This is a genomic window from Chryseobacterium arachidis (assembly GCF_900129245.1).
In the GTDB taxonomy this organism is placed as follows: domain Bacteria; phylum Bacteroidota; class Bacteroidia; order Flavobacteriales; family Weeksellaceae; genus Chryseobacterium; species Chryseobacterium arachidis.
In genome coordinates, this window is the sequence record NZ_FQUT01000011.1 from 1 (window position 1) to 23,092 (window position 23,092).

Genomic DNA, 23,092 nt, shown 5'->3' on the forward strand with positions numbered 1-23,092 from the left:
CTGTCCGGCCAGATCAGTTTTTCATCGTCCTTTACAATCGTCTGCATTTTCAGATCCGGAGTAATTTTCACGATTGAATTTTTCTCCAAATCTCCTAAATACAGGTTTCCTTTTTTATCGAAAATCATCCCGTCTGTCGTGATGAATTTCCCTAAATCTTCTACACTTTTGTTTAAGACAGCTTCATTGGTTTTAAAATCTCTCAACAAATCGGTTTTAATTCTGTACAAGCGGTTATCTGTAAGCGGTTTGTAGTATAGATATTGATTATCGGGAGTCAGCGCAATACCGTCAGAATTCACTTTCAGCAAGGAACCGTCGCCTTTTTTAAGTTCAGTTCCCAAAGGTGAAAAATGATAATTCGGGTCAGACTTCATTGATGAAGAATTAGCTAAAACCAATCTTGATTCACCTGTATTGATATTCAAAACCACGATTCCGCCGGTATTTGAATTGCTTAAATACGCAAAACCATTTTCATTATCTACCCGGATATCATTGATGTAAACATCTTCGCTCACCACATTTTCAGGAAATCTGTAGATTTTCTCAATTTTATTGTTGGCTAAATTGATTTTCACCACTTTACTGCTGTGTTGATACACTTTTCCAAGCCCGATTCCTGCCGCATCTACTACCCAAAGAAATCCTTTGTCATCGGTAACTACAGACTGTACGGTGACAAATTTATTCTGTCCGTCTTCGCCTTTTTTGAAGCTGTTCCATTCCGCATCAGGATACGGAACCGGCTTTCCGTCTTTCACCTCAACAACCGAATAAGAATGCGTGTCCAGCCAATAAGGATAATTCACAAAGACCCTGTTATCTTTTGCCACGGCAACACCCGTTAACTGATACGTGCTGTCTGAGAAAGCCTCTTCTAACTGTGCATTTTTTTCTGTTGAAATTTCATTCTCAGACTTTGTATTAGCCTGATTCGGAGATTTTTTGCAGGCGGCCAAGGAAACCAATGCCATTGCCAGTAGTGCTATATTTTTTAAGTTCATTTTTGATGATTTTATTGTTAATTTTTAAAACGTCGAATTGCAGCAACCCGACTTGAACGGAGCTCTTTTTCTTTTGAAAAAAGAAAAAAGCGGGAGTGGAAGGCGGATTAGTTGCCCAAACCTAACAAAGTGGTTCGACGTAGTCAAATAAAAATTATGGCCTTACAAAGTCACCACGATTTTACCAACCGTTCTGCCCGTTTCCTGTTCCAGATGTGCTTCTCTCATTTGCGCGAAAGGAAATATTTTTGAAACGTGAGGTTTTACAGCACCGCTTTCCAACAAAGAGGCAATCTGTTTCATATCTTCGCCGCTGGATTGCACGAGAATGAAATAGCCTTTTACACCTTTGGATTCTGCTTTTGATGTCACCTGCTCATTCAAACCTGTCGGAATACTGATGATGGAACCGCCTTCTTTCGTCACTTCAAGAGAATGGTCGATATTATCCCCACCAATCGTATCCAACACAAAATCAAAAGTCCTGCCTGCTGATTTCCAGTCGAAACCGTGATAATCAATATGTGAATCTGCGCCTAAACTCAAGACAAAATCCTTATTTTTCGCGGAAGAAGTTCCCGTCACTTTCGCTCCTAAATGTTTGGCGATCTGTGCCGCGATATGCCCCACTCCACCTGAAGCTGCGTGAACCAAAACGTTTTGCCCTTCCTGAATATTCGCATTGTGAACCAAAGCCTGATACGCCGTAAGCGCAACCAAAGTGGAAGCTGCAGCGTCTTCAAAAGAGATATTTTTAGGTTTTAAAGCCAGTTGATTGGCCGGAGCTGCTACATATTCTGCATATGTTTTTCCGTGTCCGGGAAAGTTGACCATTCCGAAAACCTCATCGCCCACTTTAAAATCGGAACTTTTAGTTTCTTCTATAATTCCGGAAATATCCCAACCCAAAATTAATGGATTTTCTGTTTTGATTCTTCCGTAAACACCTTTTCCGGCACGGCTTTTCACATCTACCGGATTAATGCTTATGGCTTTTACTTTTATTAGTACTTCGCCTTCGTTAATGGTTGGTTTTGCCAATTCTACGTATTCTAAATTTTCTACATTTCCGGCTTCTTTTAATACAATTGCTTTCATAATGTTGGTATTTTTTAATGTTATTTATTTTTGATTATTTGTTATTCTGCCTGATTTTAACACAAAGTGCACTAAGTTTTTTTTAATTATTAACTGCATCAAAGTTTCACAAAGCCGTTTCACTTATAGAAGCTCACAGAGTTTTACTTTTCTGACAATGAGTTTGAACTTAATTTCGTTGCGGTTTTGCATTGATTTTCAATTTGTAAATCACGACCGGGAATTTCACTTTGCTTTTTCCGTTCTGAAATGCCGCCAAACGGTTCAGCTGACCTGTAGGTATCCACAGATATCCGTCATCATCAATCCATAAAGCGTCTGCCCAGAGCAATCTTTTGTCTTTTATGACCAGACTTTCTTTTCCTTCCGGTGATATTTTGATGATTTCACTGGTATTGACGTCGCTTACATAGATATTTCCACCTGCATCGATGGCTGTTCCTCCTGTTGAAGGGGTTTTGTAGAATAATTCTACTTTGGAAGCCAAATCTTTTTCGGATAGATTTTCATCATTCAGATATTGCGTTTCCACTCTCCAAAGCGGGCCGCTTGCAGGCTGGAAATAGAGCCATTTTCCATCGGGAGAAAGTTCCAATTGGTCTGCGTGGATTCTCACTTCATTTCCTTTTTCATCTTTCATAATTTTTCCTTCTGCTTTTATGGGTAAATTATCGGTGGTTGAAGGGTGATTTTCTAAAACTCTTCTGCCTTTTCCCGTCGTTTTATCCAAAATAATTAAAGCCGGTTCGCCCGCGTCGGTCAGGTAAATGGTGTTTCCTGAAATCCTTAAGTCGTCAATAAAAGTTGAAGGTTTTGCAATTCCGGAAAGTGGAATAATCTGCTGAACGGTATTGGTTTTAGTATTGATAGAAACCAGTTTCAAAGCATTTTCTGATAATGGATTTTGTCCCATTGAAGGCGTTCCCGTATCGACAATCCAAAGCAAACCGTCCGGTCCGATTCTCAGAGAATTGGTTCTTACGAATTTCTCATTTACGTCTGCTCCCGATTCCCAATTGTTCCAGTCTTCATTTGGATAGGGAATGATTTTTCCGTTTTTCAGAACTTCTCCGATTCTCATTCCTTTATCGCCCTCAATTCTTGGGAAATTAACAAAGACTCTTCCGTCTGAACTTGTTGTAACACCATTCCAAACAGTATGGGAAATAGCTACTTTCTGTAGTTGTGATTTAGCAGAGATTGCTAGGGTTAAAAATAAACTCAGTATAATTGCTTTCGTTTTCATTTTAAATTGATTTTCGATGATTTCGATAAGCCAAAGGTAGAAGCATTCCGGCTGAATAAATAATACATTTCGGGGGAAGAATAGCACAGATTTACAAAATAAAAATCCTCCGCAATGGAAGGATTTGACTCTAAACTGTGTAAAAAGCTTTGGAGTATAATCATATCGTTTCCCAGTTGGATTTCTTCAATCTTTGAAATGTACCTCAAACGAATTGTTTAAATATTAACAAAAAAAACGGCAGGAGCCTTGACTCCTGCCTTTTCATTAAATATCATTAAATATGTTCAGTTTATAGTATAATAAGCTTAAACAAGCAAATCTTTCAATCCAAATGCTTCTAAAACTTTTGCGTATTCAGCAGCTACAGCTTTATTAGCTGTCCTTACAATTTCGCCCGTCGTGGGATCAGCAACTGTTCTTAGCGGTCTTTGTCCTTTGGGTAGATTGATCAGGTTTACCACTGCATCTGCAACTTCCTGCGGATTAGGTTTTACCGTTTCAAACATTTGACCAACGGCCCCAAATATTTTATCTGGAATATCAGCGATCTTTTTATAATCATCAACAACGGATGCATCAGAGCCGAATTGAACCTTTTGAGACATCTCGGTAGGAAAAGAGCCTGGCTGAATAATGGCTACATCAACTCCAAATGGTCGTAATTCATAATGTAAACTCTCGCTTAAACCTTCCAGGGCGAATTTTGAAGCACCGTACATTGCAAAGAAAGGAGCTGAGAACCTACCCCACCCACTCGAAACGTTGATAATTAAACCTTCCGATTGTTTACGCATAAAAGGTAATGCCAGTTTCATCAGTCTCCATGGAGCAATCACATTCACATCGATGATTCGCTGCAAATCTTCAGGAGTGGAGCTTTCTGCCACACCAAACATTGAGATACCTGCATTGTTTACTAAGACATCAATGGTACCTTCTTTAGCTATAACGGTGTCTATTGCATTTCTTACGCTTGTCTCATCGGTAAGTGCAACATCCAAAACGGTTATATTTTCTACCTGTGCCAAGGCTTTTGCTTTATCTGTATTTTTTCCGTCTGTATCTCTCATGGTAGCATATACTGTATGTCCTAAGGCTGCAACGCTTTTGGCAGTAAGCCATCCGAATCCGCTATTTGTACCTGTAATTAATACTATTTTTTTGTCCATTTTTTGTCATTTAAATTAATAATACAAATTTCGGTTTCTCATACAAAAAGACATTTACCAAATGGTAAAAAGCATTGTTAACGGATATTACGGCGTATACGGCTTAACGACTGTTGGGTAACACCAAGATACGAGGCCACGTAGGACAGCGGAATGCGGTTGATAAGATTGGGAAACGCATCAATAAACGACAGGTAACGTGTTGTAGCATCTTCTGAGACCAGTGGACTGCGTCGCTCCATAGCAAGTGTAAGGCATTTTTTCACGATCTTTGCCTTGATCATTTCCCAGTCTAAGATGGTATTTGAGATTTCGTCCCAATCTTTTTTATTAAACACAAGCACTTTAGAGTCGGTAACAGCCTGTATATATTCTGAGGCCGCAATCTGAGATTCGAACTTTTCGTTATCTACTACAAAATTGCCTTCATCTACAAAATAATGGGTTATCTCTTCACTCTTGTTGTTATAATAACAAAAGCGGAATACTCCTTCCAACACGAAAGCCACGTAACGCGGAACCTTACCGGCTTCAGACAGATAATCATTTCTTTTGAGCTCGAGTACTTCTACTTTACTCAGCAAAAAATCAATTTGCTGTTTATTCAGGTCACCAAATTGCAGGATAAGATTTATCATTGCTTCCATAGTATAAAGATAGCGCACTGTTCGATTTTTTCAATTATCATATGGTAAAAAGAGTTCGATCGTTTTCTTCAATTATTTACATTTAATATATATTACTAATATTTATATTTTAGTAAAATTAATTACTAATTTTGTTATAATAAATTGTATCATGGAAAAAGAAAATCAAATCTCAGAAGAAAAAATATTCGAATGGTACGGCGACTATATCCTCAATCATGGTGAAAAGCCAAAAAACATTTACCGTTTTGCCAAAGACAATGAATTTGAAGAAAAAGACTTCTACGATTACTTTGCCAGCTTTGAGCAGATTGAGAAACAAATGCTCGTTAACTTGTTTGTTAAATCTGTTGAACTTGCGGCTGAAGTAAATGAAGCAGAAGAAATTACTTCAAAAGAAAAACTCTTAAACGTTTATTATATATTTTTTGAAAATATGACAATGAACCGTTCTTTGGTTTTAATGATTTTAGGAAATACCAAAATGCAATCTGCTAAGATTCTCAGTCAGCTGAAAGATGTTCACTGCGAGTATATCAAAACGCTTGATTTCAATGATTGGGAGATCATCCAAAAAGCAAAAGATGATATTAAAAATGCGCATCAAAAAGCCCGTGAAGAAGCACTCTGGTTACATTTGGTTTCAGCAATTGAGTTTTGGAAAAAAGATACCTCGCCCTCTTTCGAAAAGACTGATATTTTCATTGAGAAAACGATTGACACCGGTTTTGAACTGATGGATAATGAACCATTGAGAAAACTCGCAGACCTCGGTAAGTTTTTATTTAAAGAAACATTTAAGAAACACTAAAAATGAAAACACTGAATAAAATTCCTACCGGAAAAATAGAAAGAACAGGAAGTTTGCTGAAAGCGGGTGCCAAAATCGGTGTCAATTACATTAAATATTACGGAAATAAAATCACCAAAGACGAAGAACAAGCAAGGCAGATTCTAAACGAAGAAAATGCCACGGATATCTATGATTCATTAAAAGAATTAAAAGGTTCTGCATTAAAAGTTGCCCAGATGCTGAGTATGGAAAAAAATATTCTTCCGCAGGCTTATGTGGAGAAATTTTCGCTGTCGCAGTTCTCGGTTCCTCCATTATCAGGCGCTTTGGTGAAGAAAACTTTCAGAAAATATTTCGGGAAAAATCCGGAAGCGATGTTTGATGAGTTTTCTCAGGAATCGGTGAATGCGGCGAGCATAGGACAGGTTCATAAAGCAAAAAAGGACGGTAATGAGTTGGCAGTGAAAATTCAGTATCCCGGCGTTCGCGAAAGTATTTCCAGCGATCTGAAAATGGTAAAACCAATTGCCATGAAGATGTTTAATATCCAAAAAGAAGGCTCTGAATCGTACTTTCAGGAAGTTGAGAGCAAATTATTTGAAGAGACCGACTATAATCTGGAACTGAAAAGAAGTCAGCAAATCTCAGAAGAATGCAGTCATTTGCCCAACCTGAGATTTCCCACCTATTATCCTGATTTATCTTGCGAGAAAATCATCACCATGGACTGGATGAACGGAAAACATTTTTCAGAATTTACAAAGCAAACTCATTCTCAGGAAAATCTTAACACGATCGGACAGACTCTTTGGGATTTTTACATGTATCAGATGCACGTCCTAAAGCAGGTTCACGCAGATCCGCATCCCGGCAATTTTTTGGTTTCAGAAAATAATGAGTTGCTGGTCATCGATTTTGGCTGTATTAAAGAGATACCCAATGAATTTTATACACCTTATTTTGAACTGGCAAAGATGGAAAATCTTAAAAATCCTGAAACTTTTAAGCTAAAGCTGTATCAGCTGGAAATTCTCCGACATGATGATACGCCGGAAGAACAGGAATTTTTCAGCAAGCTGTTTTATGAGCTTTTGGAACTGTTCACAAGACCATTTAACCTTGAATTTTTTGATTTTTCTGATGAAGGTTTCTTCCAGGAAATCGCCGAACTCGGCCAGCGTTACGCGAAACTGAATGATATGAAAGGCATGAATGTCAATCGTGGTTCGAAGCACTTTATCTATCTGAACAGAACATTTTTCGGGCTGTACAATATGATGCATGATGTGAGAGCGAAAGATATTAAAATCAATAATTACAAAAACTTCATCCCATAAAATGCCTGCTAATTTACCTTCCAAAATCTGTGAGGTCTGCGGACTGCCGTTCAACTGGCGGAAAAAGTGGAAGAAAAACTGGGACGAAGTGAAATATTGCAGTGAAAAATGTCGGAAAAACAGAAAATCAACATCCTCTGGTTCACCAACAATTTAAGAATCAGAGATAACGAATCACTCCTGAAAATTCAGCAGGAAAGTCTGCCTTTTCTCGCATTGTATGTTTTTGACAGTGAATTTTTCCAGCAGAAACAATCCGGATTCAAAAAAATTGGAAAATTTCGGGCTAGATTTTTACTCGAAACTGTTTTGGATCTGGAAAAAAATCTAAATGAGATTGGAGTTCCATTTGTCAAAAAGATTGGAAAAACCGCTGAAATATTTCAGAAAATAGCTGAACATTTTGATATTGAAACCATTTTCTGCCAGGAAGAATGGACGAGAGACGAAAATATTTTACAACAAAAGGTTACAAAGGTTTTACCCACAACGGTTTGGTCTAAATCTTATTCTCAACTATTACTGCAACCTGATTTTATCGACAGTCTGATAGAAAAAATTCCGATTCAATTCACTACTTTCCGTCAGAAAGTTGAGAAGAATTTTACAATTCGGGAAGAATTTAAATCAGATAAAACTGAGAAAAAGCAAAGTTTCGAATCAAAAATTAAAAGCGATGACATCAATTTAAAAATGCTAGGTTTTGAAGATTTTGAAATTCATCCATCATCAGCCTTTCCATTTTTCGGTGGTGAGACAGTAGCTTTGAAACGGCTAAATGCCTATTTCTCTGAAACTAAAAATCTCAGCACTTATAAAGAAACCCGCAACGGAATGACAGGTTTGGATTACAGCAGTAAGTTTTCTGCGTGGCTTGCCAACGGAAGTTTGTCGCCCGTTTCCGTGTATCACGAAATCAAAAAATACGAAGCAGAATTCGGAAGTAACGAATCAACATACTGGCTTGTTTTTGAACTGTTATGGCGTGAATTTTTTAAATATGTTTCGAGGGAACATCAAGATAAAACTTTTAGGTTAAAAGGAATTTTAGGCAAAGAATATCCGTTTAAACATGATGAAAATGTAATTCAGGACTGGATTCAGGGAAAAACAAACTCAGATTTTATCAATGCAAATATGCTTGAAATCAAGCAAACAGGCTGGATGAGCAACCGCGGCCGACAGAATGTAGCATCCTATTTCTGTAAAATCCTTAATCAGGATTGGCGGATTGGAGCGCATTACTTTGAAGAAATGCTCATAGATTACGATGTTCACAGCAATTATGGCAACTGGATGTACCTCGCCGGCGTTGGAAATGACCCCAGAAGCCGGACTTTCAATCCCGAAAAACAGGCAGAACAATATGATAACAATCACCAATTCATAAATTTATGGCTACAGTAAAAACTTCCGTTGCCCAGTTGATTTTTCCGCATCAGCTTTTAAAGGATACTGATCATTTAGACCATAAACAGCCTGTTTATCTGGTTGAAGAATTTCTGTTTTTTAAACAGTATAAATTTCATAAGCAGAAAATTGCGTTTCATCGCGCAAGTATGAAGTTTTATGAACAGTTTTTGCTGAAGGCCGGTTTCAAGGTAAATTATATCGAAGCCAATGACCAATTATCGGATGTCCGGAAATTAATCAAACACTTAGAAAAGGAAAAGTTTACAGATATTCTCATAGTTGAAGTCTGCGATAACTGGTTGGAAAAAAGAATTAACAACACAAAATTAAATATAAAAATTGCTAACAATCCGATTTTCATCAATACAAAAGAAGATTTGAAGGAGTATTTTGATGGCAAAGAATTTTATCATCAAACTGATTTTTACAAACAGCAGAGAATTTCCCGAAATATCCTGATGAAAGCAGGAAAACCATTGGGCGGAAAATGGACTTTTGATACCGAAAACCGCAAAAAATATCCTAAAAATAAAAAAGCGCCTTCCATTTCATTTCCAGATAACTCAGCGTTTTACGAAGAAGCAAAAACATACACTGAAAAATATTTTGGTAAAAATTATGGAAATCTCACTTCGTATCAGCTTTATCCAACCACTTTTGAGGATGCTGAGAAATGGCTCGATCAGTTTTTAGAACTGCGTTTTGCAGAATTTGGAGTGTATGAAGACAGCATTGTGGAACGTGAACACTTCCTGCACCACAGCATACTTTCCCCTCTCATCAACGTCGGACTGCTAACGCCGGATTTTGTTTTAGAACAGGCAATACAATATGCAGAAGATTTTGATGTTCCTATCAATTCTCTGGAAGGATTTGTCCGCCAGATTTTAGGTTGGCGTGAGTTCGTGAGAGGAATTTATTTGTATCAGGGAACTTATCAGAGAAATAAAAATTACTGGAAACATAAAAATCCGCTTCCGGAATCATTTTACACCGGAAAAACCGGAATTAAACCTATTGACAGCACGATTTTAAAAGTTTTAGAAACAGGATACGCCCATCACATCGAAAGACTGATGATTTTTGCCAACTTCATGAATCTGATGAAACTCAATCCTGATGATGTTTATCAATGGTTTATGGAAATGTTCATCGATTCGTACGATTGGGTGATGGTACCGAATGTTTATGGGATGAGCAGTTTTTCTGACGGCGGTAAAATGAGCACAAAACCTTACATCAGCGGGAGCAATTATGTGAAAAAAATGAGCGATTATTCTGACGGTGGCTGGACTGAAAAATGGGATGCTCTTTTCTGGAATTTTGTGAATGATAACCGTGCTTTTTTCGATAAGAATCCGAGGCTGGGAATGATGATCCGGACTTTTGATAAGATGACGGACGAGAAAAAAGAAGCCTATCTGAAACTGGCCAAACAAACCATAAAAAACCTTTAACAATGATAAAACAATTTAACGCAGAACAAACCGACCGCATCATCGAAATGGCGTGGGAAGACCGGACTCCTTTTGAAGCCATTGAATTTCAGTTTGGAACCAGTGAGGCGGAAGTGATTGAAATCATGCGGAGTGAACTGAAACTCTCAAGTTTTAAACTGTGGCGAAAAAGGGTAAATTCCGGCGTGAGCCAAAAACATTTGAAGAAGAGAAATCAGGAAATTGACCGTTTCAAATGCAGCAGACAGCGAACCATCAGTCATAATAAAATTTCTAAGCGATAATAAGATTCCATGAATGCACGAATAATAAATTTTGATTTTTAATTCGCACATTCGTGGTCAACAAACAATACTATTTGAAGTTTATTTTTAATCTTTAAAAACATTAAAATATGAAAAACATCGTCATCATCGGTTGTGGGCAGGGAATTGGGTTTGCCGCTGCAAAAATACTGTCAGAGAATCATCATGTAATTGGCATTTCGAGAAGCAAAAATTCAGAAGTTCAAAATCTGAATATTGATTTTCATCAAATGGATATTCTTTCCGGAAATCTGGATGAAATCACTTTCCCGGAAGTCATCGATGGACTGGTTTATGCACCGGGAAGTATCAATTTGAAACCCTTCAACAGACTTTCCCTCGACGATTTTAAAAATGATTTTGAAATTAATGTTTTGGGAGCAGTAAAAACCATTCAGAAATTATTGCCCAATATGAAGAAATCCGAAAGTGCTTCTCTCGTATTATACAGTTCGGTAGCTTCAAAGTTGGGAATGCCTTTCCACGCTTCGATTTCGGCCAGTAAAAGTGCGCTGGAAGGTTTAACGAAAAGCCTTGCCGGAGAACTTTCTGCACAAAAAATAAGAGTGAACTGTATAGCACCTTCTCTCACGGATACGAATTTAGCTTCTCAACTTCTTTCGACACCGGAAAAAAGGGAAGCTTCAGGCAAAAGACATCCTCTGCAAAGAGTTGGAACTGCCGATGAAATGGCAAAAATGACGGAGTTCCTGTTGTCTGACAACGCCTCATGGATTACAGGACAAATCATCGGGATCGACGGTGGAATGGGAAGTGTGAAGCTTTAATTCAAAAAACTAATTTTTATCTTTGTATTTTAAGATTATGAAAACTGATTTTATCATAGATTTGCTTCATCATGTAAAAGAATTTGAAAATTCTTCTGCCTGCAAACCCAACTGCAGTGTGGAAGATTTCAGGATGTGGATGAATGAAAAGAAATATACCGAGGAAAGCCCGACCAAGCTTTTTAAAAATGAAAATCATCAGGTTTCATTTACAGAAAATGAGATTTGTAAACAGGTCCTATTGCTTGGACGTTATTCTAAACTGTTAATCCGAAAAGGTTTAAGTAATTTTCCCGAATTAGCCAACGAAGAATTTACGTATTTATACCGTCTTAAAGATGAACCTTTTTTAAGCAAAATTCAGCTTATCGAAAAAAACGGTCACGAAAAACAGACAGGAACTCAAATCATCAAAAGACTTCTTGAAGCAGGACTTGTAGAGGAGAAAAATGATGAAAACGATAAGCGAAGCAAACGCTTAAATCTTACAGAGCTTGGAGAAAAAAAGTTTCATGAGTCTGTAAAAAAAGTAAATCAAACTTCACTCATACTTTCAGGAAGTTTAAATGATGATGAGAAAAAAGAATTTCTTTCACTCCTGAAAAAACTTAATGAGTTTCATGCATCGGTTTATGCAAATCATAAAAGTTATTCGAATTAAAGGCGATGAAAATACTTGATTTGCTTCTGAACCGTTAATTAATAAAGTCATTTATTGTTGTTATCATTTGTACTCATTATTCCCGAAAAAGCCATTTATCACAAATTTGGGCACAAGTATAACTGCCGAAAGGTACGGAAGAAACGGTATTATTCCCAAAAGTGGCAGAAACTCATACCAGTCGAGGCTTTCAAAATTACAGACGGCAACAGCTCCTTATTATTAATATCTTATAGATTTTTTTTAATCTTTGTGATTAAATCATATGTTATCAATGTATAAAAAAGCTTCTCTTATTATTTTATTTTGATAACCCTAAGTTTTTGCAAAAAGACCATTGTTTGGAAGCCCATATCCCATTCAAACCACCTCGTTGCATTATTCGGATTTTGAGGATGTTTATGATGATTATTATGATATGCCTCTCCCCAGAAAATAAAGTCAAAAGGCAAAATATTTTTTGAAGTGTTGGTTAACTTATAATTTTCATAGCCGAATTTGTGAGCCCACCAGTTAACCGCCATCCCTTGTAAGGAACCCATTATGATAGTTGCAGGAAGAAAAAGCCACTGCCACCATGCTGTTGCCAATAAAGCATATATAATGATGTATATCGCAATCCAGCAGAATCTGGTAATATAATTATGTGCAATTTTATCAAATCTCTCCCAATCAGGAAGATTCTTTTTGTATTTTTCTGCAGCATCTGTCTTTCCTATATAAAGATTAAAATAGTTGTTTCGTGTTGTCCACATCATCATAAAAGGATTCGGATCATTATGTGGTGAGTGCGGATCTTCTGTTTTATCGGTATGTGCGTGATGCAGACGGTGCATTAAACCGTAAGTATAAGCGCTGATATAGGATGATCCCTGTGTAAAGAAGCAGCCTATATAAAACATTCTTTCCCAGAATTTTGACATTGTAAAAAGATTGTGTGCCGCATACCGGTGATGAAAAACCGACTGAAAAAAAAGTGATGCATACCAATGGATGAGTATAAAAATGAATATTGCCATAATTGTATAAATAAATTAAAATGAAAGTTGATTCGCTGAAGTATTACGGAAGGCAAAGAAAAATTATGCTTTATTGATGAGCCTCTATTCACGCGAAAGTTTATTTTTATTCTGCAATATCCTTTATAAGATACTACAATACCTGTGAATTGGTTTTAATTTTCTTTAAAATTGTTGAATCCTTTCTGATAAGCTACAGGGATAATAACCAATTTTCTTAAAATTCGAATGAACTAAGGAACTATGGATATAAAAAGATAAATCAAAAAAATTCCTACTAAAACAACCCCCTGCATAATATTGGTTTTACCTGTTGCAAGTGACACCGTAATGATAAACAAAGAGAGTCCTAAAAGCACAGTTGACTTAATATCTATGCCCAGTGTCATTCGTATTCCGAAAATAACGGATATGATAGCAATTGCAGGAATACTTAATCCGATACTTGCCAATGCAGAACCAAATGCTAGGTTTAAAGATGTCTGTATCTGATCATTCTTTGCCGCCCTGAATGCAGCAAGACCCTCGGGCAGAAGAACGATTCCCGCAATAATGACGCCGACTACCGATTTTGGTGCTCCAAATGAAAGAACAATGTGTTCGACATCCTTAGAAAGAAGTTTTGCCATCAAAACAACGATTCCGAGGCATACAACCAACATAAAGCAACTGACAAGCATTTTTTTCCGGGAAAGCAACTCATTACTGCTTTGCTCCATTTGATCTGCCAGCAGTTTGTTCTGCGGCGATATAAAGAAGCTGCGGTGTCTCATGGTCTGGACCATAGTAAACCCAAGGTAGAGTGCCAAGGAAACCAAAGCAATAAAAAGCAATTGGAAAGAAGTATATTCGCCCCCTGTGTGGCTTACTGTATAATTCGGCAGGATAAGAACAAAAACCACAACTGCTGTCAGCGTTATTAAAGCTGTGCTTACCCCCTGTAGTGTAAATGTCTGCTCTCTGTATCTTACTGATCCTATAACAATACAGATACCGATGATCCCGGTAAGGATAATCATTACTGCTGCAAAAACAGTATCCCGTGCAAGCGTTACGGTCTCAAGGCCTTCTGCGCCCATCATTATAGAAATTATCAGCCCCACCTCTATAACCGTAATGGCAAATGCAAGAAGCAGGGTTCCGAAAGGTTCGCCCAATCTGTGGGCTATAACTTCAGAATGGTAGACTGCCGCCAGAACACTTCCCAAAAGTAATACACTAAGGATCAGCGAATAAAACCCTGAAGAAAATACCGCACTTGCAAAATAGAAGATCCAGGCCAGAACCGGGATAAGAACGGTCCAACCGGAAAGATATTTTTTTTTGATCACCTGCTTATATTTTATTTTACTCATGCTTACATTTACCCGATTTTCATGATTATAAAAAATGATATAGAAAAACCACATCGCCGGTATAAACAGGTTTTATCTGATTTTTAATAATCAGTTTAGCGCCCACCACTACTTTTACGGTTCCTTTAAGATTATTTACCGTTTTAATAGTTGCCTCAAGACTTACTTCATCATTCGCTTTTACCGGCTGACCAAATCTAAGATTTTCTATTCCGTAATTGATTTCCATACTGATATTTCTTACCTCAGCAATCTGCTTCCAGAGATAAGGAATCAGCGAAAGGGTTAAATAGCCATGAGCAATAGTAGAATGATAAGGGCTTTCTTCTGTTGCTTTCTTCTCATCGGTATGAATCCACTGATGATCCAAAGTGGCATCTGCAAAAAGGTTAATTTGGTTCTGATCGATCCTATGCCAAGATGACGCTCCGACCAGAGTGCCCTCCAGCAATTTATATTCGTCAAAATTGTTGATAATAATCATATAAAAAATAATAGATTAAAAGTATTGTACCATTAAATCATTTAAAAACCTCTCGCAAAATTGCAAGAGGTCGGATGAACATGAAAAAACGGATGTTGTTATATCCATATTTCATTCAAACATATATTAAAAACAGTCTATTCTACTAAAGATGAGAAAAAAATGCTTTAACTTTTGTAAGCAAGAAGTTGTTTCACCTTATGCTAATTTCACATTGACAGCATTTAAACCTCTGTCGCCTTGCTGAATATTAAAATTCACTTTATCATTTTCACGAATTGATCCTGAAACCAACCCTGAAGAATGTACAAATATGTCCTTACTCCCATCTGCAGGAGAAATAAATCCGAAGCCTTTTGCTTCATTGAAAAACTTTACTGTGCCTTGTTGCATTGTAATTATTATTAAAATTGTATGTATAATCTGTAAACTTTACAGCTTTATTTTTAAAATGTGCCGACAGGCATCGTAAAACCTATCAGACTCTGGATGTTTTTTAAATCCATGTGTTCATCTGCCGTACAAAATGATATTAAAGAACCGTCACTTCCTAACCTTCGTATCCTCTCAATCCTTTGTATATACGTTTGAGGAATAGAAGGAAGATCGAAGTTGATGATATGAAATATCTTATCCAGATCGATTCCCTTTGCTGCAATATCTGTAGTGACTAAAGCCTGAATTTTTCCGCTTTTGAAGTCATCCACGACATTATTCCTCACAGCTTTTGATCTGTTTCCATGAATCCATCCAATATTGACACCGGCATTTTCCAGCTGCTGTACCAACTCATCGGCTATGTATTTACTGCGCGTAAAAACCATAAATCCTTTTATATTGCTTTTTCTGAGAAGATCAATCAAAAATCCTGACTTATCTCTTTTTTCAATAAAATATACACACTGGGAAATACTTTCTATTGAAGCCAACCTTGCATCTATTAAAATCTCTACTGGATTTCTGAGAAAAGAAGAAACAGATTTTTTTAGATAATCTGAAGTTTCTGTACAAAAGATTAAAGCTTGTATATGATTAGGAATTAGTTTCTGAATATTTTTTATTCTGTTGATTGATGTTTTCTCAATCATTTTATCCGCATCATATAAAACCAGAATTTCTAACTTGGAAAAATTGACAGGTCTTTTTTCGGCAATCTCTAAAAGCCCTTCAGGAGTTGCGATCAGTATATCCATTCTCTTTCTGAAAGCAGCAAGCTGATTCTCAGTTGACTCTCCATCATTAATTCTAAACGTTAAAAGAGAAAGATATTTACTGCACTGTTTAATCTTTTCTTCGGTCTGAGCTCCGATTTCATCTGTAGGAACAATGATCAGTACCCGGATATTAGTGTGTTCAGTAGGGTTTCTTCCCAACAATTGTAATATCGGCACCGTAAAAGCTAATTTTTTTCCACTTCCTTTGGGTGCAGAAACCAGAACATCTTTTCTTTTTAAAACACTTGGAATTATAGTATTCTGTATCTCAGTGGGTTGGGAATATCCCGACTCTGTAATCGCTCGGATTATGGGGTTAATTAATTGTAGATTCTTGAAACTTATCATAAATTTTTGCAGTTTCCGATCTTTTTTCCGGCAGGTGCATTTTTAATGAATTATTTGTATTGATAAGAATTAATACTAATTCTATATGCTTTTCATTACTTTAAACTTTTTCCTTATTGAAAGCTAAAAAATAAAAGCCTTCCTTACAGAAATCAGTTGACAATCGGGAATCTGAAAAAGCAAAACTGAATGATAAAAATCTGATTTAAATTATTGCAGAGTAGCAGAGGCAGGAACCTTTTTTATTGATACTTTGCAAATGTATAATAAAACAACCCAATAACAATACAATATAATTGATTGATTATCAAAAATATATTCGTAGCTTACGCACATAATCTAATTGTTTGCAAAGTGCGGATGATTTTAAAATTCCAGCCTATGCAAACTTTAGCATCCCAAATCCAGCCCCTTACAAGAAAGTCAGACAGTCCACCGTCTTCTCAGATCCGAATTGCTTATTTTATCATGATCCATCATAAACCCGATGTTTTTAAGGCAATGTTTGAGAAAATCTACACCCGTGATCAGTTTTATCTTATTCATATAGACAGAAAAGCCAAAGAAGAGTTTACTGAGGAAATTCAACAATATCTCATCCATTTTCCCAATGTCTATATTCTTGAGAGTATGAATATTGTGGCAGGAGGCTTCAGTATTATTCAGGCAGAGCTCAATGCTATGGAATATTTACTCAATGTAACTGCGGAATGGGATTATTTCATCAACTTAAGTGGCGAAGATTATCCGCTAAAATCGCAGAATATTATTCGCCAGTTTCTTACCGCTAATAACGGCAGGAATTATTTGTTCTATTACGACCAAAAATTTTACAGACCTGATACGCTTAAGAGAATACAGAATCATTTTACCGAACTAAGCCATAAAATATCGTCATTAATTTATAGAAGGACATTTATGGAAGGGGTAACACCGTACATCGGAGGCAAATGGTTTATTTTCACAAGAGAAACCTGTTCTTTTTTGACCAACAATAAACGGGTGATGGACTTTGAAGATTATTACCTGCATACACTTTTACCGGCAGAATCATTTTTTCAGACGGTTCTTATGAATACTGTTTTTAAAGATATTGTGGTAAATGATGATAAAAGGGCATCTATTGAAAAAATAATCTTTAATAAAAATTCTTACCATACTTCTTTTATTGAATCATTAAAAAACAGCAACCAGCTCTTTATCAGAAAGATTGACAATGACACCAATCAGAGCATTTTACAGTATATTGATGAAACCTATCTTCTGCCACTGCCATATGTAGACGAGGTAGATAGAGAAATTAAAAGGGATGACCGCAACGATAAATGGTCTTGATAAATCTTAAGCTATAACGGCTTATGCTCCCAGTCATAAAGCTACAGAAAATTTGTTCTTAGCTTTATCAGCTAGAAATCAGGAAGCTTGACCTGAATGATTAGAGCTGTGACGTATGCTGATAAACGAAGACCTTCTGATGAGTTCTGGTGCTAAAATTGTAAATTATACCAAAAATCAGTTTGTATTTCAGGAAAATACAGAAGCAATTTCCTACTTTCAGCTTCTAACCGGAAGAGTAAAAATTGTTAGCCAGAAAAAGCCCGGTCGTGAGTTTATTCACCATGTGTCTAATCAGGGAGATTGCTTGGGTGAATTGTTCCTGTTCTTAAAACATCAGTATTCTGTAAGTGCTATTGCAATGGAGGATTGTCGGATTTTCATCTTGCAAAAGTCGGATTTTGATCTAATGCTAAAGGATTATCCAACGATTTTACGAGATCTCTATGAAAGTATTGCCGAAAGCTTGCACTATACCTACATGATGAGGGGATTTGCTTTAGAGAATCCCGCAGAGAAAACTATTAATTTACTTCGATATTTAAAAGTATCAAATGCTTCAACCAATCCGGATGAAGTATTACTTACAAGACAGGAGATCGCCTCACTTACCGGTTTAAGAGTCGAAACTGTCATAAGAACAATCAAGCAGTTGGAAAATGAAGGTCTTCTTGTGATTACAAAAGGTAAAATTTTTTATTAGCCTGCATCTGTAGGCATTAAGCTGTGAAGCGCAGAATCCCGGATCACTTCAATCAATTAACGTCAGTTAGTATAGAACACAGTTAACAAAATATATCTGTATCAATCTATTACCTTATGATTGGAATCATATTTCAACCATTTTAATACGATTAGCTTTACCATTCACAACCGCTCATAAATCCGATTAGATCATTTCTTTTAGCAGAGCCTGGAAAAACTTTCCATTTCAATTTGTGACCAAAATTTATGCAAAATATTTTATGTTTCAGCCATTTACACTGGGACTTCGTGTACCAGCGTCCACAGCATCTATTAACAAGATTTGCCAAAAAAAATCAGGTCTTTTACTTTGAAGAACCTCGTAATAGTGATTCTGATTTCTACGAAATCGATGTACAGGACGCTATTTTTATCGTTAAAATATTCATTAATGATATACCTGAAGCCCGCAATTCCAGACTTGAAAGCTTAGTAAGCAAAGTTTTAACAGATTTAAACATCAGCATCTATTCCTGCTGGTATTATACACCAATGGCTTTGGAGTACACTTCACATCTCACGCCTCAGGTAACGATTTATGATTCTATGGATGAGCTCTCTGCGTTTCGTTTTGCGCCGCCGCAATTATTGGAATTAGAAGAGCAATTGTTTAAAAAAGCCGATGTGGTTTTTACAGGCGGTTATACCCTTTATCAGGCAAAGAAGAACCGCCACCACAATATTCATCCTTTTCCAAGCAGTATTGATAAGCATCATTTTAAGGCTTCCCGATATTACACCGAAGATCCTGAAGATCAGGAACACATCCCTACTCCAAGGTTTGGCTTTTTTGGCGTCATTGATGAAAGATTCGATATCAAATTATTAAGAGAGGTTTCAGCAAAAAAGCCGGACTGGCAGTTTGTAATCATTGGTCCAGTGGTGAAAATTGATGCCAATGAACTTCCGAGAGGAACCAACATTCATTATCTCGGTTCTAAGAAATATGACGAACTTCCGAAATACATCAGCCAATGGGATATTGCAATGGTGATGTTTGCTATCAATGAGTCCACGGAATTTATAAGTCCCACAAAAACACCGGAGTATCTCGCAGCCGGACTTCCTGTTATTTCCACACCTATCAAAGATGTGGTAAGACCGTATGGTGAGGAAAACCTTGTTTACATCGCCAAAGACGCTGAAAGTTTTATTAAATACGGAGAAGAAGAACTTGCGAAAACATCCCGTAAAGACTGGATGAAAAAAGTTGATAATTTCCTTGCGAATGAATCCTGGGACAACACTTTTGAAAAGATGAACTTATTAATTAATAACGTTAAAAAAACCAACGGGATCTATGTATGATTTTTTAATTATAGGCTGCGGTTTTGCAGGAGCTGTCCTGGCAGAAAGATTGGCTAATGAAGGAAAAAAGATTCTGATTGTTGATAAACGAAATCACATTGCAGGAAATGCTTACGATTATTACAACAAAGAAGGAATATTGATCCATAAATATGGTCCTCATATTTTTCATACCAACTCGGAAGATGTTTTTAAATATCTGAGTAAATTCACGAAATGGCGCCCCTATGAACACCGGGTTTTGGGAAGTGTTGACGGTCAATTGGTCCCGATTCCGATCAATCTAACCACGATCAATAAACTCTATGGAAAAAATCTGACATCTGATGAAGTGGTTGATTTCTTAGCCTCAAAAGCTGAAGCCCGTAAAATCGTTTTGACCTCGGAAGATGTTGTTCTAAATGTTGTCGGAAAAGAACTTTATGAAAAATTCTTTCGTGGTTATACCAAAAAACAATGGGATTTGGACCCATCAGAATTGGACGCTTCGGTAACCGCACGGGTTCCGACCAGAACGAACAGTGATGACCGATATTTCACCGATACTTTGCAGGCGATGCCAAAAAACGGGTATACTGAAATGTTTCAGAGAATGCTTTCTCACGAGAACATTCACATTATGCTGAACACCAACTATAAAGACATAGAGGGTATTATTCCTCATAAAAAACTGATCTACACAGGACCAATCGACGGTTATTTTGATTATCAATTTGGCAAACTGCCTTATCGTTCAATCGATTTTAAATTTGAAACTCTGGATCAGGAAAATTATCAGGAAACCGGAACGATCAATTACCCGACCTCTAATCTTTACACAAGAATCACGGAGTTCAAACATTTGACAGGACAAAAGCATCACAAAACGGCAATAGTTTACGAATATCCTACTGCAGAAGGCGATCCCTATTATCCGATCCCGCGTAAAGAAAATCAGGAAGTTTACAATCAATACAAAAAATTGGCTGAAGAAACACCGGACGTCTATTTTACAGGCCGTTTGGGAACTTATAAATATTACAATATGGATCAGGTTGTAGCACAGTCGTTGGCATTATTCCGAAAGATTATCAAAGAAGAAAATGCAGTACAACAGTAATTATTTCAATTTTAAAAACCCATTCCAGTCTTTTCTGATGGCAGGTTTTGAATGTGCAGATCAGCAGAATGCATTCGGTGAACGTGTGGACCTCATCAGATTAACCGGCCACGATCGTTTCATTAATGAAGATTATCAAAGATTAACGGAAATCGGAATTACAACAGTTCGAGAAGGAATTCGCTGGAGTTTTGTAGAAAAAATGCCATTCAACTACGATTGGTCACAAGTTGAAGAAATCATCTTTAATGCAAAAAACAATGACATCCAGGTTATCTGGGATATATGCCATTTTGGATTCCCGGATGATCTGACGCCTTTACATCCGATGTTTGCAAGAAGATTCTCCCATTTATGCAGGGCTTTTGTTATAAAATATCGAAGCTTGGTTCCCGAAGGCGAATTAATCATCACGCCCATCAATGAGGTCAGCTTTTTATCCTGGCTGGGTGGGGAGGTCAGGGGAACGAGTCCCTACTGTGTAGATCAGGGATGGGAAGTGAAATATATGCTGATGAAAGCCTATATCGAAGGCATTGAAATGATGAAGGAAATAGATCCGACAGTCAAAATTATGACAACCGAGCCTTTGATCAATATTACTACGCAAGATCCATCAAATCCAATTTTAGTTTTGGAAGCTAATGAAAAGCATCAGGAACAATTTCAGGTTTTAGAAATTTTAACAGGGAAACTGTGTCCCGAACTGAGAGGAAAACCAGAATATCTTGATATTCTTGGTATTAATTTTTATTTCAATAACCAGTGGACATATCCTGAACAGCAATTCATACCGTGGAACGAAACGCCCCCAAATCCATATTGGCAAAGTCTGCACTCCTTGATGGAAGAGGTATTTGTTAAGTATGGAAGACCAATTGTCTTATCGGAGACCAGCATTCCTGAAAATGACAGATATGATTGGCTGAAGATGATCACGGAGGAGTGCTTAGCAATTCTTGAAAGTGATTTGCCATTGTACGGTTCCTGCATCAACCCTATCATCGATCGTCCGGACTGGGATTTTCCCGACATCTGGCACCACAGCGGCCTTTGGGACATTCCAGATCCCAAAAGCCTGAAAAGACACGTCCATCAGGAAAGTCTTTTAGTTTTGCAGGAATTTCAGAATAATATCAAAATGATAAACTCTAAAGCCTGTATGACGCGCCAATAAAAAAATGTTTCGCTGCTGTATGCTGTAATCCGATATTCAATCCGGCATCCAACTTAAAATCTTTAGCTGCATCAATCTGAATGGCCGCATTGATGTAATTTGAGAATTGATGTGCCTTAAAATCATAGGTATAATAAGTTTCGGCGATACCGTCCAAGCCTTTAGTAATCGGATGACTAACAGTTAAGGTCTGCAGAAACTCAGTATGCATTGCGTTATCATTCTGATCTTTAAGTCTATCCAATTCTACCTGAAATCCTAAATTCCATTCTCCGGAAAATTTGTACTGCATCGGAACGATCAAGCCGCCTTCAAACCGACTTTCTTCATATTTTGACGTCGGAATCTTCACATAAGGTAACAAAGCCATTATAAAGTTGCCTTTGTCATTTCCGATTAGATTTTGTTTAATTCTAAATGTGAGATCGCCGTGACCGTCATTTACTGTTTTATTACCCGAATCTAACTCGGTCTCACGTTGCCAGCCATATGCTTGAAATCCAATTTGTACTGCAGTAGAACCTGTCAGTCCCACTTTAAGGTTCATCTGATTGATGAGTAAGGTCTTTGTTTTTATGGATTCACTTTTTTCACTGATTGTTCTGATTAAATCGGTTTCCAGCTGAAAATGCCCTGCATCTACAGTATATGGCGATTCAGTTACATCAGGACGGTCGGTCTCCATTTCTCGCATCTGTTCTTTTGGAACCGGATTAAATAATGAATATTTTTTTTGCACTATTTGCTGTCTTGATCCTTTTAACGGAAAAAGAAGCCCTATAATCCCCATAATTAGTATATAATTCCTATTCATATCAATATTTTTATTAATCAATCTTAAATAGTAATAGATTAAAAGTTGTGCCGAAAATTGACTTATACTTTATTATTTTACATTATAAATTTTCCTCAAATACTTAATACCATTTATTTAGAAGATAGCAATTAGTTTATAATTACATTTAATCTAATTTTCAAGAGATTTTAATCCATTAAATGAGAAGGCAGAGAAATATATCTGATTATTCTATATTTATAAAAATATTATTCATTTAAATAAAGCTATCAGAGTACTTTTTGTGATT

At 36.9% G+C, this 23,092-nt stretch carries 24 protein-coding genes and 1 pseudogene; 14 read left to right on the forward strand and 11 right to left on the reverse strand.

Going from position 1 to position 23,092, the window contains the following annotated elements; genetic code table 11:
* The 5 genes from BUA89_RS16745 to BUA89_RS16770 all read right to left on the reverse strand — a co-directional run.
* A partial coding sequence (locus tag BUA89_RS16745) for an L-dopachrome tautomerase-related protein (RefSeq protein WP_072960901.1) occupies nucleotides 1–1,007 on the reverse strand: 1,007 nt, incomplete at its 3' end.
* A 162-nt stretch (nucleotides 1,008–1,169) separates the two neighbouring features.
* Nucleotides 1,170–2,105 carry an NADP-dependent oxidoreductase gene (locus BUA89_RS16750; RefSeq protein ID WP_072960904.1) on the reverse strand — a complete coding sequence of 312 codons (936 nt, stop codon included), beginning with the start codon at nucleotides 2,103–2,105 and terminating at the stop codon, nucleotides 1,170–1,172.
* 169 nt (nucleotides 2,106–2,274) lie between these two features.
* Nucleotides 2,275–3,351, reverse strand: coding sequence for an L-dopachrome tautomerase-related protein (locus BUA89_RS16755; protein ID WP_072960907.1), 1,077 nt, complete (start codon nucleotides 3,349–3,351; stop codon nucleotides 2,275–2,277).
* A 308-nt stretch (nucleotides 3,352–3,659) separates the two neighbouring features.
* Nucleotides 3,660–4,523, reverse strand: a complete 864-nt coding sequence (locus BUA89_RS16765) for an SDR family oxidoreductase (RefSeq protein ID WP_072960914.1) — start codon at nucleotides 4,521–4,523, stop codon at nucleotides 3,660–3,662.
* Nucleotides 4,524–4,600: 77 nt separating this feature from the next.
* A complete protein-coding gene (locus BUA89_RS16770) occupies nucleotides 4,601–5,170 on the reverse strand; it encodes a Crp/Fnr family transcriptional regulator (RefSeq protein WP_072960917.1) in 570 nt (189 codons plus the stop codon).
* A gap of 151 nt (nucleotides 5,171–5,321) precedes the next feature.
* On the opposite strand from BUA89_RS16770, the gene BUA89_RS16775 reads away from it, so the two are divergent.
* The 9 genes and pseudogenes from BUA89_RS16775 to BUA89_RS23520 all read left to right on the forward strand — a co-directional run.
* Nucleotides 5,322–5,981, forward strand: a complete 660-nt coding sequence (locus tag BUA89_RS16775) for a TetR family transcriptional regulator C-terminal domain-containing protein (protein WP_072960920.1) — start codon at nucleotides 5,322–5,324, stop codon at nucleotides 5,979–5,981.
* Nucleotides 5,982–5,983: 2 nt separating this feature from the next.
* Nucleotides 5,984–7,300: an ABC1 kinase family protein gene (locus BUA89_RS16780; protein WP_072960923.1), complete on the forward strand. Its 1,317-nt coding sequence runs from the start codon at nucleotides 5,984–5,986 to the stop codon at nucleotides 7,298–7,300.
* 1 nt (nucleotide 7,301) lies between these two features.
* Nucleotides 7,302–7,457 (forward strand): DUF2256 domain-containing protein, encoded by a 156-nt coding sequence (locus tag BUA89_RS16785; protein ID WP_072960926.1) that lies wholly within the window; start codon nucleotides 7,302–7,304, stop codon nucleotides 7,455–7,457.
* Nucleotides 7,409–8,707, forward strand: a complete 1,299-nt coding sequence (locus BUA89_RS16790; RefSeq protein ID WP_072960928.1) for a DASH family cryptochrome — start codon at nucleotides 7,409–7,411, stop codon at nucleotides 8,705–8,707. The genes BUA89_RS16785 and BUA89_RS16790 overlap by 49 nt, the downstream gene beginning before the upstream one ends.
* Nucleotides 8,695–10,170 carry a cryptochrome/photolyase family protein gene (locus BUA89_RS16795; RefSeq protein WP_072960931.1) on the forward strand — a complete coding sequence of 492 codons (1,476 nt, stop codon included), beginning with the start codon at nucleotides 8,695–8,697 and terminating at the stop codon, nucleotides 10,168–10,170. The genes BUA89_RS16790 and BUA89_RS16795 overlap by 13 nt, the downstream gene beginning before the upstream one ends.
* Before the next feature lie 2 nt (nucleotides 10,171–10,172).
* Entirely contained in the window at nucleotides 10,173–10,454 is a 282-nt protein-coding gene (locus BUA89_RS16800; protein ID WP_072960933.1) for a TIGR03643 family protein, read from the forward strand.
* 110 nt (nucleotides 10,455–10,564) lie between these two features.
* Nucleotides 10,565–11,263 carry an SDR family NAD(P)-dependent oxidoreductase gene (locus BUA89_RS16805; RefSeq protein ID WP_072960936.1) on the forward strand — a complete coding sequence of 233 codons (699 nt, stop codon included), beginning with the start codon at nucleotides 10,565–10,567 and terminating at the stop codon, nucleotides 11,261–11,263.
* A gap of 37 nt (nucleotides 11,264–11,300) precedes the next feature.
* A complete protein-coding gene (locus BUA89_RS16810; RefSeq protein WP_072960939.1) occupies nucleotides 11,301–11,924 on the forward strand; it encodes a MarR family winged helix-turn-helix transcriptional regulator in 624 nt (207 codons plus the stop codon).
* A 65-nt stretch (nucleotides 11,925–11,989) separates the two neighbouring features.
* A pseudogene (locus BUA89_RS23520) lies at nucleotides 11,990–12,118 on the forward strand (protein-tyrosine-phosphatase); the annotation flags it as partial.
* 102 nt (nucleotides 12,119–12,220) lie between these two features.
* On the opposite strand, the gene BUA89_RS16815 reads toward BUA89_RS23520, so the two are convergent.
* From BUA89_RS16815 to BUA89_RS16835, 5 genes are all read right to left on the reverse strand, one after another.
* The gene (locus tag BUA89_RS16815; RefSeq protein WP_072960940.1) at nucleotides 12,221–12,943 is read right to left on the reverse strand and encodes a fatty acid desaturase; all 723 of its coding nucleotides are present in this window, start codon (nucleotides 12,941–12,943) and stop codon (nucleotides 12,221–12,223) included.
* A 233-nt stretch (nucleotides 12,944–13,176) separates the two neighbouring features.
* Nucleotides 13,177–14,298 (reverse strand): calcium:cation antiporter, encoded by a 1,122-nt coding sequence (locus tag BUA89_RS16820; RefSeq protein ID WP_072961260.1) that lies wholly within the window; start codon nucleotides 14,296–14,298, stop codon nucleotides 13,177–13,179.
* 25 nt (nucleotides 14,299–14,323) lie between these two features.
* Nucleotides 14,324–14,782, reverse strand: coding sequence for a MaoC family dehydratase (locus BUA89_RS16825; protein ID WP_072960942.1), 459 nt, complete (start codon nucleotides 14,780–14,782; stop codon nucleotides 14,324–14,326).
* A 198-nt stretch (nucleotides 14,783–14,980) separates the two neighbouring features.
* Nucleotides 14,981–15,175: a cold-shock protein gene (locus BUA89_RS16830; protein WP_072960946.1), complete on the reverse strand. Its 195-nt coding sequence runs from the start codon at nucleotides 15,173–15,175 to the stop codon at nucleotides 14,981–14,983.
* Nucleotides 15,176–15,228: 53 nt separating this feature from the next.
* On the reverse strand, nucleotides 15,229–16,344 hold the full coding sequence (locus BUA89_RS16835; RefSeq protein ID WP_083531705.1) for a DEAD/DEAH box helicase: 1,116 nt from the start codon (nucleotides 16,342–16,344) through the stop codon (nucleotides 15,229–15,231).
* A 381-nt stretch (nucleotides 16,345–16,725) separates the two neighbouring features.
* On the opposite strand from BUA89_RS16835, the gene BUA89_RS16840 reads away from it, so the two are divergent.
* The 5 genes from BUA89_RS16840 (at nucleotide 16,726) to BUA89_RS16860 (ending at nucleotide 22,007) form a co-directional block, all read left to right on the forward strand.
* Complete coding sequence (locus tag BUA89_RS16840) at nucleotides 16,726–17,679, forward strand: beta-1,6-N-acetylglucosaminyltransferase (protein WP_072961265.1); 954 nt, start codon at nucleotides 16,726–16,728, stop codon at nucleotides 17,677–17,679.
* Nucleotides 17,680–17,794: 115 nt separating this feature from the next.
* Entirely contained in the window at nucleotides 17,795–18,382 is a 588-nt protein-coding gene (locus BUA89_RS16845; protein ID WP_072960949.1) for a Crp/Fnr family transcriptional regulator, read from the forward strand.
* Between the two features lie 248 nt (nucleotides 18,383–18,630).
* On the forward strand, nucleotides 18,631–19,731 hold the full coding sequence (locus BUA89_RS16850; RefSeq protein WP_072960952.1) for a glycosyltransferase: 1,101 nt from the start codon (nucleotides 18,631–18,633) through the stop codon (nucleotides 19,729–19,731).
* Complete coding sequence (gene glf, locus BUA89_RS16855) at nucleotides 19,724–20,830, forward strand: UDP-galactopyranose mutase (protein WP_072960956.1); 1,107 nt, start codon at nucleotides 19,724–19,726, stop codon at nucleotides 20,828–20,830. Before BUA89_RS16850 ends, glf begins: the two co-directional genes overlap by 8 nt.
* A complete protein-coding gene (locus BUA89_RS16860; protein WP_072960959.1) occupies nucleotides 20,814–22,007 on the forward strand; it encodes an amine oxidase in 1,194 nt (397 codons plus the stop codon). Before glf ends, BUA89_RS16860 begins: the two co-directional genes overlap by 17 nt.
* Here BUA89_RS16860 and BUA89_RS16865 read toward each other — a convergent pair.
* Nucleotides 21,982–22,821: a transporter gene (locus BUA89_RS16865; protein WP_072960962.1), complete on the reverse strand. Its 840-nt coding sequence runs from the start codon at nucleotides 22,819–22,821 to the stop codon at nucleotides 21,982–21,984. The genes BUA89_RS16860 and BUA89_RS16865 overlap by 26 nt on opposite strands.
* Nucleotides 22,822–23,092: the final 271 nt, after the last annotated feature.